Annotated in this window: 15 protein-coding genes; 14 read left to right on the top strand and 1 reads right to left on the bottom strand. The window is 42.7% G+C overall.

The window, feature by feature from the left end:
• Positions 1-8 precede the first annotated feature (8 nt).
• The 4 genes from PG418_RS13180 to PG418_RS13195 are packed head-to-tail and all read left to right on the top strand — an operon-like array spanning position 9 to position 8184.
• Positions 9-305, top strand: coding sequence for a hypothetical protein (locus tag PG418_RS13180; RefSeq protein WP_054754262.1), 297 nt, complete (start codon positions 9-11; stop codon positions 303-305).
• Between the two features lie 12 nt (positions 306-317).
• On the top strand, positions 318-578 hold the full coding sequence (locus PG418_RS13185; protein ID WP_023920501.1) for a hypothetical protein: 261 nt from the start codon (positions 318-320) through the stop codon (positions 576-578).
• The gene (locus PG418_RS13190; protein ID WP_054754264.1) at positions 559-858 is read left to right on the top strand and encodes a hypothetical protein; all 300 of its coding nucleotides are present in this window, start codon (positions 559-561) and stop codon (positions 856-858) included. The genes PG418_RS13185 and PG418_RS13190 overlap by 20 nt, the downstream gene beginning before the upstream one ends.
• Positions 859-873: 15 nt before the next feature.
• Positions 874-8184, top strand: coding sequence for a helicase-like domain-containing protein (locus tag PG418_RS13195; protein ID WP_498837494.1), 7311 nt, complete (start codon positions 874-876; stop codon positions 8182-8184).
• A gap of 107 nt (positions 8185-8291) precedes the next feature.
• Here PG418_RS13195 and PG418_RS13200 read toward each other — a convergent pair whose 3' ends face one another.
• A complete protein-coding gene (locus PG418_RS13200; RefSeq protein WP_054754266.1) occupies positions 8292-8630 on the bottom strand; it encodes a winged helix-turn-helix transcriptional regulator in 339 nt (112 codons plus the stop codon).
• A 120-nt stretch (positions 8631-8750) separates the two neighbouring features.
• On the opposite strand from PG418_RS13200, the gene PG418_RS13205 reads away from it, so the two are divergent.
• From PG418_RS13205 to PG418_RS13250, 10 genes are all read left to right on the top strand, one after another.
• The gene (locus tag PG418_RS13205; protein ID WP_054754268.1) at positions 8751-9317 is read left to right on the top strand and encodes a flavin reductase family protein; all 567 of its coding nucleotides are present in this window, start codon (positions 8751-8753) and stop codon (positions 9315-9317) included.
• Between the two features lie 129 nt (positions 9318-9446).
• Complete coding sequence (locus tag PG418_RS13210; RefSeq protein WP_498837495.1) at positions 9447-10409, top strand: DUF3991 and toprim domain-containing protein; 963 nt, start codon at positions 9447-9449, stop codon at positions 10407-10409.
• Positions 10406-10825, top strand: a complete 420-nt coding sequence (locus tag PG418_RS13215; protein WP_002594669.1) for a DUF3846 domain-containing protein — start codon at positions 10406-10408, stop codon at positions 10823-10825. The genes PG418_RS13210 and PG418_RS13215 overlap by 4 nt, the downstream gene beginning before the upstream one ends.
• Before the next feature lie 135 nt (positions 10826-10960).
• Entirely contained in the window at positions 10961-11119 is a 159-nt protein-coding gene (locus PG418_RS13220; protein ID WP_087203228.1) for a DUF3789 domain-containing protein, read from the top strand.
• Positions 11082-11423, top strand: a complete 342-nt coding sequence (locus PG418_RS13225; RefSeq protein WP_002594670.1) for a plasmid mobilization protein — start codon at positions 11082-11084, stop codon at positions 11421-11423. The genes PG418_RS13220 and PG418_RS13225 overlap by 38 nt, the downstream gene beginning before the upstream one ends.
• The gene (locus tag PG418_RS13230; protein WP_498837496.1) at positions 11414-12799 is read left to right on the top strand and encodes a relaxase/mobilization nuclease domain-containing protein; all 1386 of its coding nucleotides are present in this window, start codon (positions 11414-11416) and stop codon (positions 12797-12799) included. Before PG418_RS13225 ends, PG418_RS13230 begins: the two co-directional genes overlap by 10 nt.
• Positions 12783-13577, top strand: a complete 795-nt coding sequence (locus PG418_RS13235) for a PcfB family protein (protein WP_118366737.1) — start codon at positions 12783-12785, stop codon at positions 13575-13577. Before PG418_RS13230 ends, PG418_RS13235 begins: the two co-directional genes overlap by 17 nt.
• 6 nt (positions 13578-13583) lie before the next feature.
• Positions 13584-14468, top strand: coding sequence for an LtrC-like protein (locus tag PG418_RS13240; protein ID WP_087203231.1), 885 nt, complete (start codon positions 13584-13586; stop codon positions 14466-14468).
• A gap of 12 nt (positions 14469-14480) precedes the next feature.
• Positions 14481-14684: a hypothetical protein gene (locus PG418_RS13245; RefSeq protein ID WP_008789327.1), complete on the top strand. Its 204-nt coding sequence runs from the start codon at positions 14481-14483 to the stop codon at positions 14682-14684.
• Positions 14671-15926, top strand: a 1256-nt coding sequence (locus PG418_RS13250) for a VirD4-like conjugal transfer protein, CD1115 family (RefSeq protein WP_498837497.1), incomplete at its 3' end; no start/stop codon positions are given. The genes PG418_RS13245 and PG418_RS13250, both read left to right, overlap by 14 nt.

The raw sequence follows: 15926 nt of genomic DNA on the forward strand, positions 1-15926 counted from the left end.
GGAACATTATGAAACAACAGAAAACGGTGGAGAGCCGAGTGCTTGAAATCTTAAAGAAATGCCCGATGTCGAGGTATGATGATATGCTTCTTATTCTGCATTATTACAATCGGTACGGATATATACCTGCTGGAAATCTTCCGCTTGAGGATATTGTATTTAATTACCGAGCATACGGACTTCCTTGTTTTGAAACCATACGCAGGGCAAGGCAGAGAGTACAGTCCCTTTTTCCTGAGTATTCACGTAATCCGCAGAAAGAAGAACAGAGCGGCAGTATTTCTATTGTAATCAACATTAGCTAAGGAGGTATTTTCGTGAAAGACAAAGCAACTTTTCAGAATAAGGTTAAGGTGCTGAATAAACTCTTTGACTCCGGTTGTGATACGGAGAAAAAGTTGCAGCAGCTTGATATGGAAGCAATCCTGAAAATTCCGAATATCACGATTCCTGATATGGGTGTGATTATGGAGCTTCAGAAGAATACAAAGTCCGGTAAACTCTTTTCGTATTTGGGCGGCGGTTCTGATGAAGCAACAAAAATGAGAGGTAAGGAAAATGAAGCAACAGGAGAATAGAGCAGAGCCGCAGGAAAAGCAAATTCGATTTATAAACAGTCATTACAACTTAAAATTCTATATTCCCGATGGTGGAAAAATCAGGATTACTTTTCGTGATGGACACACAGCAGACAGAGTGTGCAAGTATATTGATGACTACCATTTGTATGTCGGAAATTGCTGCTATCATATATGTGAGTTTGCTGAAAAAATGGAGCTTAATGGAAGCAAAGTTGAACCTATCAATCAATCCGAACCGTCAAAAAACAAGACCAGAAACAGAGAAAAACAGCGATAAGGAGGTGCAAGAGTAATGGCACGAAAATATGACCTTATTTCTGAGCTTTACAACCGCACCTGCAAAACGGTTGTGTCAAATCCTCAGAACTGGCAGGCATTCTTGGCTTCGGCTTGCCGAAATTATAAGTTACGTTATGACGAGCAGCTACTTGTATATGCACAGCGACCTGATGCAACGGCGGTTCTTGAGATAGAGCAGTGGAACAAAATTTTTGGCAGATGGGTCAACCGAGGTGCAAGAGGTATTGCTGTTTTTGCTGATGAAAACCGTTCACGGCAAAGACTGACACATTACTTTGACATTTCAGATACTCACGAAAGCAGATATTCAAGAACAGTCCCGATTTGGGATATGCGTCAGGAATACGAAGCTGATGTGATTGAAACATTGGAAAGCACTTTCGGAGAGATTGAGAATAAGAGTAGTCTTGCCGAAGCAATTATGGGAGCAGCAAGAAATGCGGCAGAGGATAATATCCCTGATTATCTGCAAGACCTTTACTATGCAACCGAGGGCAGTTCCTTCGAGGAAGTGGAAGAGGATATTGTGGCTTTCATTTATAAAAATGTCGTGACAAATAGTGTGGCATATATGATGATGTCAAGGCTTGGCGTTGATACGGACGGTTATTTTGAACTTGATGATTTCAGAGATGTTACCAATTTCAATACGCAGGAAACACTCAATGCACTTGGATTTGCTACCAGTGATATTGCAGAAATGGGATTGACGGAAATATCTAAAACAATTACTGCACTCAACCGTCAAAATCGCATAATTGTCGGTCAGGACAGAAATGAATACAATAAGGTTGAAAATAACGACGAAAGGAGTTTGGACAATGAACGAACTGACCTACACGATGGTGGGCGATTACAGCCTTCCGAACCTGAAACTTCCACAGCAGCCGGAAGTGACTTTGGGCAGATACGCTCAGATGAGGAGAGATTTTCTGAAGGAACATCACAGAGTCCTTTACTACAATCTCCTGACGAGGGGCGAACTGACACAGCACTTGGCGGAAGTGGAACAGAGAGCCAGCAAGATGGAGGAAACAATCCTGAGCCAGATGGCACAGAAAGAGGGAGTGAGCGAACAGATGAAAGCGGAGGATATGATGAAATGGGTTCGTCTGATGAACTCCCTTCGCAGCTCGGCACAGGAAATCGTGAAAGCGGAAGTGATATTCGCTTAGAGTATTACGACAGAACACACGAGGATAAAAGCCTTCCGTTCTTTGGGCGTGATGAAGTAATCAATGAAATTCTCAGAACGACACCACATTTATCAGCAAGTCTGGAAGAAATCAAAGATTATTATGAACGTAATCCTGATAACAAAGACCGCACAGAGTATATAAAGAGTATTTTCAATAATGATTATACCGAGCTTACTTTAGAGGATGGCAGGACAGTAGGGTACAAGACCTTTGAAAACGTTCTGCATTTGTGGGAGGGCAAATACGACAGCAGAACCGCACAGAGTTTTTATGATTGGGCTGTTATTGCTCGACATTTTGAAGCTATGCGATTATTGGGAGAATTAAGTGACAGCATAAAACCATTACCGTCAATGGACGGTCAGATGACATTCATATTAGACGGTCGGGCAGAGGAAAAGAAAACCTCTGCCTTTACTTTTTCTCAGGAGATTATCGACGCTGTTCTTGCGAATGGAAGCGGATTTTCTGAGGGTAAAATGCGTATCTATGAGCAGTTTGAAAAAAGCCTTTCAGCAAAAGAAAACGCAGACTTCTTAAAAAATGAGTACGGTTGGGGCGGCTCTTATCCAGTAATAATCGGAGCAGGAATTGATGAGAGTCACGATGGAAAAGGTATTACGATTACGAAAGGTATCGGTAAAGAAAATCCACATATCACGCTTTCGTGGTCGCAGGTGGAGAAACGTATCGGGGAACTTATCCGAATGGACAGATACTTAAATCCAAAGGAAAAAGAACGCTATCCTCAGTGGCTTGAAAGTCAAGAGGAACGCAGAGCCAAAATCGAGGAAACGAAAAGAAACCGTGAGATACTCTCTAATGCACCACCGGAGCAGGAACTAGCCGAAAAAGAACCTGAAGAAGCGGAAATATCGCAAGATGTGAAATATGAATATCATCTTGGCGATAAGGTGTATATCGGTGCTTCTGAGTACGAAATCTTATCTGTTGATGATGAGAGAGTAATGCTCTATGACTATGATATGCCACTGTTCAATAAGGAATTTTCACGCACAGAGTTTGACAGAAAAGTGCGTGAGAATCCGATGAATGAGCATTTGATTGTAAAGGAAGAACCTGCCGAAGAAAGAAATGAAACGGAAGAAGTTCAGACCAATATGGGCAGTATGCCGATTGAAGATTATCGAGAGATAGTAGCTTCGCAGTCAGGTTTTGACAGCTATGATGAGATGTATCATCAGGGGTATCGCATAGGAAACGGTTATGATAAAGAGCCTGAGCCGGTAGTTCCCGCTTGGGAGCAGAAGAAAAAAGTCAAAGGCTTTGACTTGCACCCTGATGTATCTATGGCAGAACGCCACACCTTTAATCTCAAAGAAAATGAGGTTGAAACAGTTGGTAAAAAGGAACGATTCCGCAGAAATATTATGGCGATACAGCTTCTAAAAAAATGTCAGGAAGAAAACAGATTTGCCACTCCTGAAGAACAGATTATCTTATCAAAGTACGTTGGTTGGGGTGGGCTTTCAGAAGCCTTTGATGAAAATAATTCAGCGTGGGCAACGGAATATCTGGAACTTTCTTCGGTATTAACACCGGAGGAATATGCTTCGGCAAGAGAAAGCACGTTGACTGCGTTCTACACGCCGCCCGAAGTTATCACAGCCATTTATAAGGCAATGGAGCAGATGGGCTTTAAGGAAGGCAACTTGTTAGAGCCGTCCTGCGGTATCGGTAATTTCATCGGTATGCTGCCGGACACAATGCAGGACAGTAAGATTTACGGTGTGGAACTTGATACGATTTCCGCAGGGATTGCACAGCAGCTTTATCAGAAAACAACCATTGCGGCACAAGGATTTGAAGAAACCAATCTGCCGGACAGCTTCTTTGATGGAGTGGTTGGCAATGTGCCTTTTGGAGATTTTAAGGTGTCGGATAAAAGGTACGACAAGCATAAGTTCCTGATACACGATTACTTTTTTGCCAAGTCCCTTGATAAGTTAAGACCCGGCGGTGTGATGGCACTTGTAACGAGCAAAGGCACAATGGATAAGGAAACTTTAGCAGTACGAAAGTATATTGCACAGAGGGCAGAGCTTCTTGGAGCAATCCGATTGCCGAATAATACCTTTAAGGGTAATGCAGGAACGGAAGTCATTTCGGATATTCTTATCCTGCAAAAGCGTGACAGACTGATAGATATTGAGCCGGATTGGGTTCATCTTGATACCGATGAGAACGGAATTAAGATGAACTCTTATTTTGTGCAGCACCCCGAAATGATACTCGGAGAAATGAAAATGGTATCGGGGCGTTTCGGTATGGAAGCAACTTGTGTGCCGTATGAAAATGCAGACCTTGCAGCACAGCTTGATGAAGCAGTAGCAAACATTCACGGAGAAATCACGGAATATGAAGCCGAGGAAGAACTGGAGGAGGAAGATAATTCTATTCCGGCAGACCCGGCAGTGAGAAACTTTTCATATACGGTGGTAGACGATAAAATCTATTATCGTGAAAATTCCCGTATGACTCCGGTGGAAGTGTCGGCAACCGCAGAGAACCGAATTAAGGGTATGATTGCTATTAGAAATTCCGTCAGAACGCTGATTGAATTGCAGACAGAAGATTACCCTGACAGCAAAATCAAAGCGGAGCAGGAGCGATTAAACAGACTTTATGATACCTTTTCAGGTAAGTACGGACTCATTAACAGCCGTGCAAATACCTCTGCTTTTTCGCAGGACAGTTCATTCTCTTTGCTTTCCGCATTGGAGATAATCGGAGAGGACGGAGAACTGGAACGTAAGGCTGATATGTTTTCTAAGAGGACAATTAAGCCGCATACTCCGGTTACTTCTGTTGATACGGCAAGCGAAGCGTTGGCGGTATCTCTTGGAGAAAAAGCCACGATTGATATGGACTATATGATGGAGCTTTCCGGTAAATCGGAGAATGAAATCTTTGAGGACTTAAAGGGTGTTATCTTCCTAAACCCGCTTTATGAGTATGGAAATTCTTACGAACCGAAGTATCTGATGGCTGATGAATACCTTTCGGGTAATGTCAGGGAAAAGCTGAAGATTGCAAAGAACTCGGCAGAACTCTATCCGGAAGATTATAAGGTCAATGTGGAAGCACTTCAAAAGGTGCAGCCGAAAGACCTGACTGCAAGTGAAATTTCCGTGCGACTTGGTGCAACTTGGCTGCCACCGGACGATGTGCAGGAGTTTATCTTTCATTTGCTTGAAACACCACGCTATGCACAGTGGAATATCAAAGTTCACTTCTCTCCATTTACGAGTGAGTGGAATATTGAGGGCAAATCTTACGACAAAGGAAATGTAAGGGCATATAACACTTACGGAACTTCCCGCATCAATGCCTATAAGATTATTGAGGAAACGCTGAATTTAAAAGATGTGCGTATCTTTGATTATATCGAAGATGATGAGGGCAGGAAAAAGGCTGTCCTGAATAAAAAGGAAACAGCGATTGCTCAGTCGAAGCAGGAAATGATTAAGCAGGAATTTCAGGACTGGATATGGTCTGACCCTGAACGCAGGGAAAGACTTTGCAAATCCTACAATGAGAAATTCAATAGCGTCAGACCTCGTGAGTATGATGGAAGTCATATCATCTTCAATGGTATGAACCCTGAAATTGAACTCAGGGAACATCAGAAAAATGCGGTTGCCCATATCCTTTACGGAGGAAATACGCTTCTTGCACACGCAGTCGGAGCAGGAAAAACTTTTGAAATGGTAGCGGCAGCACAGGAGTCAAAAAGGCTTGGACTTTGTAATAAGTCACTGTTTGTTGTACCAAATCACTTGACCGAACAATGGGCGGCTGAGTATTTGCAGCTCTATCCGGCGGCGAATATCCTTGTCGCAACAAAGAAAGATTTTGAAACCAAGAATCGTAAAAAGTTCTGCGGCAGGATTGCAACCGGAGATTATGACGCCGTTATTATCGGACATTCACAGTTTGAGAAAATCCCGATGTCCATTGAAAGACAGAGGGCAATCTTAGAACAGCAGCTTGAGGAGATAACTGGAGGAATTGCAGAACTCAAGCGAAACCGAGGGGAAAACTTCTCCATAAAGCAGCTTGAAAAGTCAAAGAAATCTATCAAGCAGAAACTTGATAAACTCAATGACCAGACGAAAAAAGATGATGTTGTAACCTTTGAGGAACTTGGTGTAGACAGGCTTTTTGTTGATGAAAGCCATTATTACAAGAACCTTTATCTTTATACAAAAATGCGTAATGTGGGCGGTATCGCACAGACGGAAGCACAGAAATCTTCCGACCTCTTTATGAAGTGTCGTTACCTTGACGAGATTACCGGAGGTCGAGGAACCGTATTTGCAACGGGTACACCTATCTCAAACAGCATGGTGGAACTCTATACGATACAGCGATATTTGCAGTATAACACGCTTGTGAAAAATGGGTTGCAGCACTTTGACGCCTGGGCATCCACTTTCGGAGAAACCATTACGGCAGTGGAACTTACACCGGAAGGAACAGGATACAGAGCAAAGACAAGGTTCGCAAAATTCTATAACCTGCCTGAACTAATGGCGATGTTCAAGGAGATAGCGGACATTAAGACAGCGGATATGTTGAACCTGCCAGTACCGGAAGCAAAGTACCATAACATTGCAGTAAAGCCGTCAGAAATGCAGAAAGAAATGGTTGCTTCCCTTGCAGAGAGAGCCGAGCAGGTGCGTGGCGGCGGTGTGGATTCAAGCGTAGATAATATGCTGAAAATCACGAATGACGGAAGAAAACTGGCTCTTGACCAGCGTATGCTAAACGATATGCTGCCTGATTTTGAGGGCAGTAAAATCAATGCCTGCGTCGATAACATCTATCGGATATGGAAAGAAAATGCCGACAAGAAATCGGCACAGCTTGTGTTTTGTGACCTTTCCACGCCGAAGAATGACGGCACATTTTCCGTCTATAACGACATCAGAAAGAAGCTGATTGAGAGAGGTATTCCTGAAAGTGAAGTGAAGTTCATACACGAAGCCGACACGGATATGAAGAAAAAAGAACTGTTCCAAAAGACCCGCAAGGGAGAAGTCAGGGTGCTTCTTGGCTCTACTCAGAAGATGGGAGCAGGAACGAATGTGCAAGACAAACTTATTGCACTTCACGATGTGGATTGTCCGTGGCGACCTTCAGATTTGGAGCAGCGTTCCGGCAGAATTGTCCGTCAGGGCAATGAAAATCCGCAGGTAGAGATTTATCGCTATGTAACAGAGCAGACCTTTGATGCATACCTCTATCAGCTTGTGGAAGGTAAGCAGAAGTTCGCAAGTCAGATTATGACGAGCAAATCTCCGGTCAGGTCGGCAGAGGACATTGATGAAACCGCACTGTCCTATGCAGAGATAAAAATGCTTGCAACAGGCAATCCGTATATCAAAGAAAAGATGGACTTAGACATTCAGGTGCAGAAGCTGAAGATGTTAAAATCCAATTTCTTATCGGAGAAATACGGACTGGAGGATAAGGTCATCAAGTTCTATCCACAACAGATTGCTTACTTAAAATCCCGTGTAGAGGGACTTACAAAAGATGTTGAAACAGCAAAATCACACCCGAAACCGATAGACGAGCAGCCGCTTGGAATGATGGTATCGGGTGTTTCTTATTCCGAAAAAGCCAAAGCAGGTCAGGCAATCATCAATGCCTGCAAGTCAATGAACAGTCCTGATGCGATACCACTTGGTGAGTACCGTGGCTTTCAAATGGAACTGTATTTTGATACGGTGCAGCGTAATTATGTTGTGAAATTAAAAGGCGAAACGAGCAGAGATGTACCGCTTGGCGATGATTCTCACGGTAATATCGTGAGAATAGATAACGGCATAGAACGCTTTGAGGAAGCACTTGCTGATACGGAAAACAGCCTTGAAAATACGGAGAAGCAGTTTGAAACAGCGAAGCAGGAAATCGAAAAGCCGTTTACAAAGGAGGAAGAATTGAGGGCAAAAACTGCCCGACTTGATGAGCTGAATATCCTGCTCAATATGGATAAAAAGGAAAATGAGATTGTCGGCGGAGAACCTGATGAGGGCGAAATGATTGAAAAGAAGTCAAGAAATTTTGAAAGATGAGTTTAGAATTGCGGTATGGAAAAATCCCATACCGCAGATAGTATGTTAGGTAAGATGGTACAAAGTTATACTGTCAGAAATAATATTTTCAAAAAAATTAGAAGATGTTAATCTGTCAGTTTGTTTTCTTCACCCCAAACACAAAGCTGATCTAACACTACCATTAGTGACTTGCCACGTTCCGAAAGACAGTATTCCACCTTGGGTGGAATTTGAGGATATTCAGTACGGATAATCAGTTTGTCAGATTCTAGTTCCTTGAGATTGCTACTTAATGTTTTATCGGAAATTGTTTTCAGATAACGCTTCAGCTCATTGAATCTTACAGTTTTAAATTCCATTAAACAATAAAGAATGACCATTTTATGTTTGCCGGAAATCAGGGACAAGGTGTAAGCAAAGCCTGTATCTTCAAAATTGGCATTTTCAATGTAGTTTTGTATCATTATACTTTCTCCTTGGATAGTACCTATCATTTTTACCAGTACTTGAAATTCTGAATTGATTGGATATAATTATAAGCAGGATAAATAATTCTGTCAATCTAATTTTAAGGAGAGATTATTATGAGAACAAAGTTGAAAATTACGGAAGGAATTTTTCCTATGCCAGTGTTGATGGTGGCAACTTATAATGAGGACAACAGTGTGAATGTAATGAATGCTGCTTGGGGGACAATGCAAGCAAGGGACATAGTTGCATTGAATCTTACCGAAACACATAAAACCGTGCAAAATATTAAGGCACGAGGTGCATTTACTGTTAGTATCGCAGATGTAGAACACTTGGTAGAAGCAGATTATTTTGGCGTAGAGTCTGGTAATCGTGTAACAGATAAATTTACACGTAGCGGATTGACTGCAAGTAAGGCTGAAGTCGTAGATGCTCCTATTATCAATGAGTTTCCAATTTGTTTAGAATGTAAATTTATTGAGTATCAAGATAATGAATACGGTTGTGGCGTTATTGGAAAGGTAGTGAATGTAACTGCCGATGAGAGCGTTATGGTAGACGGTAAAATTGATATTTCCAAGGTAAATGCCATTGCATTTGACCCTTATACTCATGGTTACTACAAGGTTACAGAGCGTGTGGGTGAAGCTTTCAAAGATGGGTTAAAACTGAAAAAGTAAAGCTACAGGAAAGAAAAATTGATTAAGAGAAGATTCTTTCATAAAACATAGACACAAAATTTAATATTATATAGCCACTTGGTTTTCAAAAAATCAGGTGGCTATTTTTATTTTAAGGAGGTGGTCGATATGCCTTTTATCGCACCTGAGTTAATCATTCAGGCGAAGCAGATGGACTTATTAACCTACCTGAAAAATTATGAACCGTATGAACTGGTTAAGTTTTCAGGTAACACCTATTGCACCAGAACCCACGACAGCTTGAAGATTTCAAACGGGAAATGGATATGGTGGTCGAGAGGTATCGGCGGCAGGAGTGCTTTGGATTATCTGATTAAGGTCAAAGGTTACAGCTTCCTTGAAGCGGTGGAAACCATTATCGGACACACAGCGATTCAGGCTCCGGTCTATGAAAAGCCACAGCCAAAAGAGGAAAATAAACCGCTTCTTCTCCCTGAAAAATGTGCTTCCAACAGAGTGATTACAGAGTATCTTTTCGGGAGAGGAATAGATTTTGAAATCATCAATTACTGTATCTCTAATGACCTTATCTTTGAGAGCCTGCCGTATCACAATGTTGTGTTTGTAGGCTATGACGAGAAGAAAGAGCCGAAATATGCAGCCTACCGTTCCACGAATAAGCGTAGGATTATGGGCGATTGCAGTGGCAGTAAAAAAGATTATTCTTTTCGGCTTGGTAAGGAAAACTTGGAGGAAGTACACCTCTTTGAGTGTGCCATAGACCTGTTATCCTATGCCACGCTTGCGAAGCTGAACGGGCAGAACTGGAAAGAAATGAGCTTTGTTTCGCTGTCCGGGGTGTATTCTCCGGCAAAGAAAATTGAGGACAGTAAAGTGCCGATTGCACTGGAAAAGTATCTTGTCAGTAACCCATCTGTCAGGAAAATCCGTATCCATTTTGACAATGATATAGCGGGCAGAAAGGCAGCACAGACCTTAAAAACCATTCTGCCGGATAAGTATGAAATCGTTGATGAGCCACCAAAAGCAGGTAAGGACTTCAACGATTTTCTTTGTATGCGGATGGGCATTTACAATAAAAAAACACACGAAAGGAATGAAGAACGATGAATGATTCTAAGATTAAAGTTCTCTTGGTAGAACCGGAAAAGTATCCGAAGGAAATTGTAATCGACGACAGTCTGGAAGCAATGCAGGAGGTTGTCGGCGGGGATATTGAGGAATATATGCCCTATGACGATGATGTTGCAATCATCTGTAATGAGGAAGGAAAGATGAGAGGACTTCCGCTTAACCGTGCAGTTTATGTGCAGGACAATGATAAGAAAGAGATGGTAGATATTATCTGCGGCAAATTCTTTATCTGTTATGCACCGCCTGAGAGTGAGAGTTTTCAGAGCTTGCCGGACGATATGATGAAGAAATACAAGGAACAGTTCAAGTATCCCGAACGCTTTTCTAAGGAAGTGGGCGGCAATATCGTGGCTGAACCTTTTAAGCCGAAATCAAAGGATTATGAGAGATAGTAGACTGAGAACGGGGCAACCCGGAGGAGATGTTTATTCTTAGCGAGCAGACCATTTGGATAAACACAGTTTTCCAAACGGTAAAAGGCTCGTTAGGGGTTGCCCCTAATACCCCGTGAGAAAGGAGAACTTGATTTGAGAGAGTTATTACTTATCGCCGCCGGAACACTGCTCGGCAGTTGTCTTGGCGTTACGATGATGTGCTTATTCCAGATTAACAAAGATTGCAGAGTAAAGAGAAAGGAAGATACCGATTATGAGAAAGAGAAACATTCAGAAGATTGTACGCTTTAACCGCAAGGAAGCACAGGACTTGGCAGCAAAGGCAAAGAAGGCTTGTCTTTCCGAAGCCGGACTTATCCGTTTGCTTATCAGAGGTTACGAACCGAAAGAGAAACCCGATGACCGTTTCTATGATGTGATGAGGGAACTTTCCTCTATCGGTAATAACATCAATCAGCTTGCTGCCAAAGCAAATACACTTGGTTTCATTGACGCACCTATGCTGAAGAATGAAGCTGCAAAGTGGAATAAGTTCCAGTCAGAGATTGAGAGGACATATCTTCGTCCAAATCAGAGCGAAATGAAATGGCAGTAACAAAGTTGTGGTCGGTAACAGAAAGGCTTGGTCAGGTCATTGACTATGCAACTAATCCCGAAAAGACTTCTGCAAATATCAAAAGGGAGTTTTCACCGGAACAGTATCAGGCTCTTGCTGATGTTATTGCTTATGCAAAGGACGAAGAAAAAACAGAGCGAGAATTTTATGTTGAGGGTATCAACTGTAATGTGGCGATTGCCCGTGACCAATTCATAACGGTTAAGGAGCAGTACCAAAAGACAGACGGTATCCAAGCCTATCACGGATATTTGAGTTTCAAGGAAACAGATATATCTCCTGAGATGGCACAGAAAATCGGAATGGAATTTGCAAATGAAGTGTGGGGTAAAAGATTTCAGGTCGTTGTGACAACCCACCTGAACACAAAGCACCTGCATTGCCATTTTGTCATCAACTCTATTTCTTTCGTCGATGGCAAACATTTGTGGGGCGAGGAAAAAGCGTGGTTCAAATTCCGAAAAGTTGCAGACAGAATTTGTGAGAAGTACGGACTTTACTATGACCCGAATCCGAACCGCAGTAAGCAGTCGGATTATCTGACGATGAAAGAAAAGGCAGGTATGCCGACACGCTACTCGGTTGCAAAAGAAGCCATTGATTATGCTATCGACCATAGCAAGACCCTGAAAGAATTTCAGTTTGCTCTCAAGGAAATGGGATATGCCTATAACCTGAGTCCAAGCCGAAAATACTGGACGGTCATTCCAAAGGGATACGATAAGCCAATACGACTGAAAAATCTCGGAGCAGATTATACCAATGACCGGATTGTAGAGCGTATCAAAGAAAATCGTGACAGATGGGCAGAGATTGAGCCGTTCCAGAAGGCAACTTATAAGCCAAGACAGTACCGTATGCAGACCAGAGGGCAGAAACTGAAAAAGAAAGGCGGACTTTACGGGCTGTATTTGTATTACTGTTACAGACTCGGTTATCTGCCAAAGTATAAGAAACAGAATAACGCAAGGCTTCATTATCTTTTGAAAGATGATTTGATGAAGCTCGATAAGATTACTGATGAAGTAAGGCTGCTCGGACGAGAAAATATTTCCACGGACGAACAGCTTTTTTCATATAAGACTTCCTTAGAGGAGCAGATGAAAAATCTGATTGCCGGAAGAACACATCTCCGAAAAAAGATAAGAACAAATATTGATGATGGTCAGCTTCAGGCGGCAAAAGATGAAATCACTTCTATCAATGGAGAATTGAAGAAACTCCGACGGGAAGTAAAACTCTGCGAGGATATTGCAGAGAGGTCAAAGGTTATGGAAGAAAACCTTGAGCATATCGAAACAGAGGAACAAAAACAGCAGAGAAAGGAGAAATCACGCTATGAACAACGGTGGTGACGCAGCAGAGCAGGTCGTTAGGCTTTCGCTTGAAGGATTTGAAGTTGCTGCAAGATTAAGCGGTTCGGCGGCGAAGAATATCGCATTGCTTTTGGTATCGGTTCTGAAGCAGGAGCAAAAGACGAAGGGTAAAGCAAGGCTTACCAATATGATTAAGTCAGGCAAGGAGCTGAAAGTCTTTTCTATTCCGCAAAAGGATTTGAAGAAGTTTACCGAACAGGCAAAACGCTATGGCGTTCTTTATTGTGTCCTCAGAGATAAGAACACAAAGGGAGAGAACGCTCCGGTAGATATTATCGCAAGAGCAGAGGACGCTTCTAAAATTCAGCGTATCGTTGAAAGATTTGAACTTGGCAAGGTGGATAAGGCTTCGATTGTCAGTGAAGCAGAGAAAGCTATCGCAGACCGTGAAGCGGTTGAGAAAGAAAAGCCGACTAAATCCAAGAGTGAAATCATTATGGAAGAAGCGGTCAGAAATCCAATGCAGAAAGAGGAGCGAGCAAACGCAAACCCCTCAGTCGCCAAAACAGACAAAAGCCCTCTGTCAAGGCAAAACTCAGAGCCGGTAGAAACGCAATCTGATAAGGGTGTTGCAAAGCCAGTGGAAAAGCCATCGGTCAAAGAGAAACTTGACCGTTACAAGACACAGGCAAAACAGCAAAAAGAAGCAGAGCGTAAAGAGCCGGAGGTTAAGAAAGACGGTAAGAAGCCGCAGCAGAAAAACGGTCAGACGGTACACCGTCAGCCGAAGAAGAAACCAAAAACAAAAGAGAGGTAATTCACTATGACAAATGATTTCAAACCCGCAAAGGCTGGCGGTAATCAGCCAAGATTATCCAAAGAGGAGTATGCGGAAAAGAAGCGAGCAGAAAAAGAAAAGGTCTATCAGATGATTGATGACGCTGCCCGTGAGATTGTGAGTGCCCCTGATAAGTTCAAGAGCTTTCTTGATACGCAGAGTCGAATGGACAGATATTCCGCAGCAAATGCTCTCCTTATTTACAGTCAGTATCCGCAGGCGACACAGCTTAAAGATTTTGATGATTGGGGTAAGGACAATGTGAAGATTACCAAAGGGGCAAAGAGTATTTCTATTCTTGAACCAGTGGAATACACAAGAGCAGATGGTTCTCCGGGTATTTCCTACAATGTCAAAAAGGTATTTGATGTTACGCAGACAAATGGAAGAAAAGCTCCGGCAGTGTCAGCAAACCGTGACCCGAAAGCACTTATCACGACAATGCTTGATGTATCTCCGGTGGAGGTTGCGGCAACCGATGAACTTCCGTATCCGAATATGGCAGCTTTTTATAATAATGAAAAGCAGACCTTGTATGTGAAGCGTAATGTGGGCGACAGCGTAGCAGTTGCTCAGTGTGTCGCTCAGGAACTCGGACATGCACAGCTTTCTATCAATAGTGAAAGTTACAGCCGCAGGGATATGGGATTTCAGGCAGTGTGTATCGGATATATGCTTTGCAAGAAGTATGGCGTAGATACACAGAATTTTGCAATTAACCGTATTCCGGAGGGACTGGCTTCCAAAGAGCCGAAAGAAATCCGTGCGGAGCTTTCCAAGACACGAAATGCAATGGCAGAAATTCACAGTCATATCTCTGATGAAATGTTCCGCAAAAAGCAGGAGCGTTCAAAGGACTATGAGAGATAACGGAGGGCAGATATGGAAAAAGAAAAACTCTACCACATTGCTTTGGACGATTACGAACACGGTGTTGTCATTCGCTCCTTAAACGATGAGAAAACAAAGTTGATGGAGGAAGGCAAGTCCGCAGACGCAGTAGACGACCTGCTTGTAAAAGTCGGAAATGCCCCATTGAAAAAGTTCAAAGTGATTGAAAGGAAACGCTCAGATGAAGCGAGATAATGACAGGCAGACTGCCATTATTTTATCCATTGTCGGTATCGTTCCGGTCATATGGCTGGCACTTCTGATTGCACCTTCCATAAGCGGAGGATTGCCGGAGATAGCAGCCAATCTTGCGACACTCTTTGATAATCCATTTTCCATAAAATTATGTGGGGACAGCCTGAAAACTGTCCTCATTTTACTTTTATGCTATGGAATGGGTATCGGGATTTATTTCTCAACAAGAAAGAATTACCGCAGACGAGAAGAACACGGTTCTGCCAAATGGGGCAATGTCAGAGCCATTGATAAAAAGTACCGACAAAAGCCGCTGTCAGAAAATAAGCTGATGACTCAGAATGTGTGCATTGGGCTTAATGCCAAGAAGCACAGACGAAATCTGAATACGCTTGTGTGCGGTGGCTCCGGTGCAGGTAAGACAAGATTTTATGCAAAGCCTAATATTATGAATGCTGCCAGAAACAGCTATGTGATATTAGACCCGAAAGGGGAAATCCTGCGAGATACGGGACATCTACTTGAGAAGAAAGGGTACGAAGTGCGTGTGCTTGATTTGATTTCAATGGAGAAAAGCCATTGTTACAATCCGTTTGTTTATTTGCAGAATGACAATGATGTGCAGAAGCTCGTAACCAATCTATTCAAGAGTACCACTCCGAAAGGTTCACAGAGTAATGACCCGTTTTGGGATACGGCAGCGTCAATGCTTCTGCTTGCACTTGTATTTTATCTGCATTATGAAGCACCGCCGGAAGAACAGAATTTTGCAATGGTAATGGAAATGCTCAGAGCCGGGGCAATTGAGGACGAGGACGACCCAAGTCCTTCTCCGCTTGATAATCTGTTTTCGGATTTGATGATAGATAATCCTGACCACATTGCTTTGAAGTATTACCACTCTTATCATTCCGGTTCTTCCAAAACATTAAAATCCATACAGATAACCCTTGCAGCAAGGCTTGAAAAGTTTAACTTGGAAAGTCTTGCTGCTCTTACTTCTGCCGATGAACTGGATTTGCAGTCACTCGGAGAGAAAAAGGTGGCACTGTTTGCACTGATACCGGATAACGACTCTAGTTTCAACTTCTTGGTATCCATTCTTTACACACAGCTTTTTCAGCAGTTATTTTATGCAGCCGACCATATCCACGGCGGTTGTCTGCCGATGCCTGTTCATTTTATGATGGACGAATTTGCAAATAGTGTGACACGTTCTACGCCTAAAACGGTGGGAATAAC

Source organism: Bariatricus sp. TF06-38A (genome assembly GCF_027690675.1).
In the GTDB taxonomy this organism is placed as follows: domain Bacteria; phylum Bacillota; class Clostridia; order Lachnospirales; family Lachnospiraceae; genus Allocoprococcus; species Allocoprococcus comes.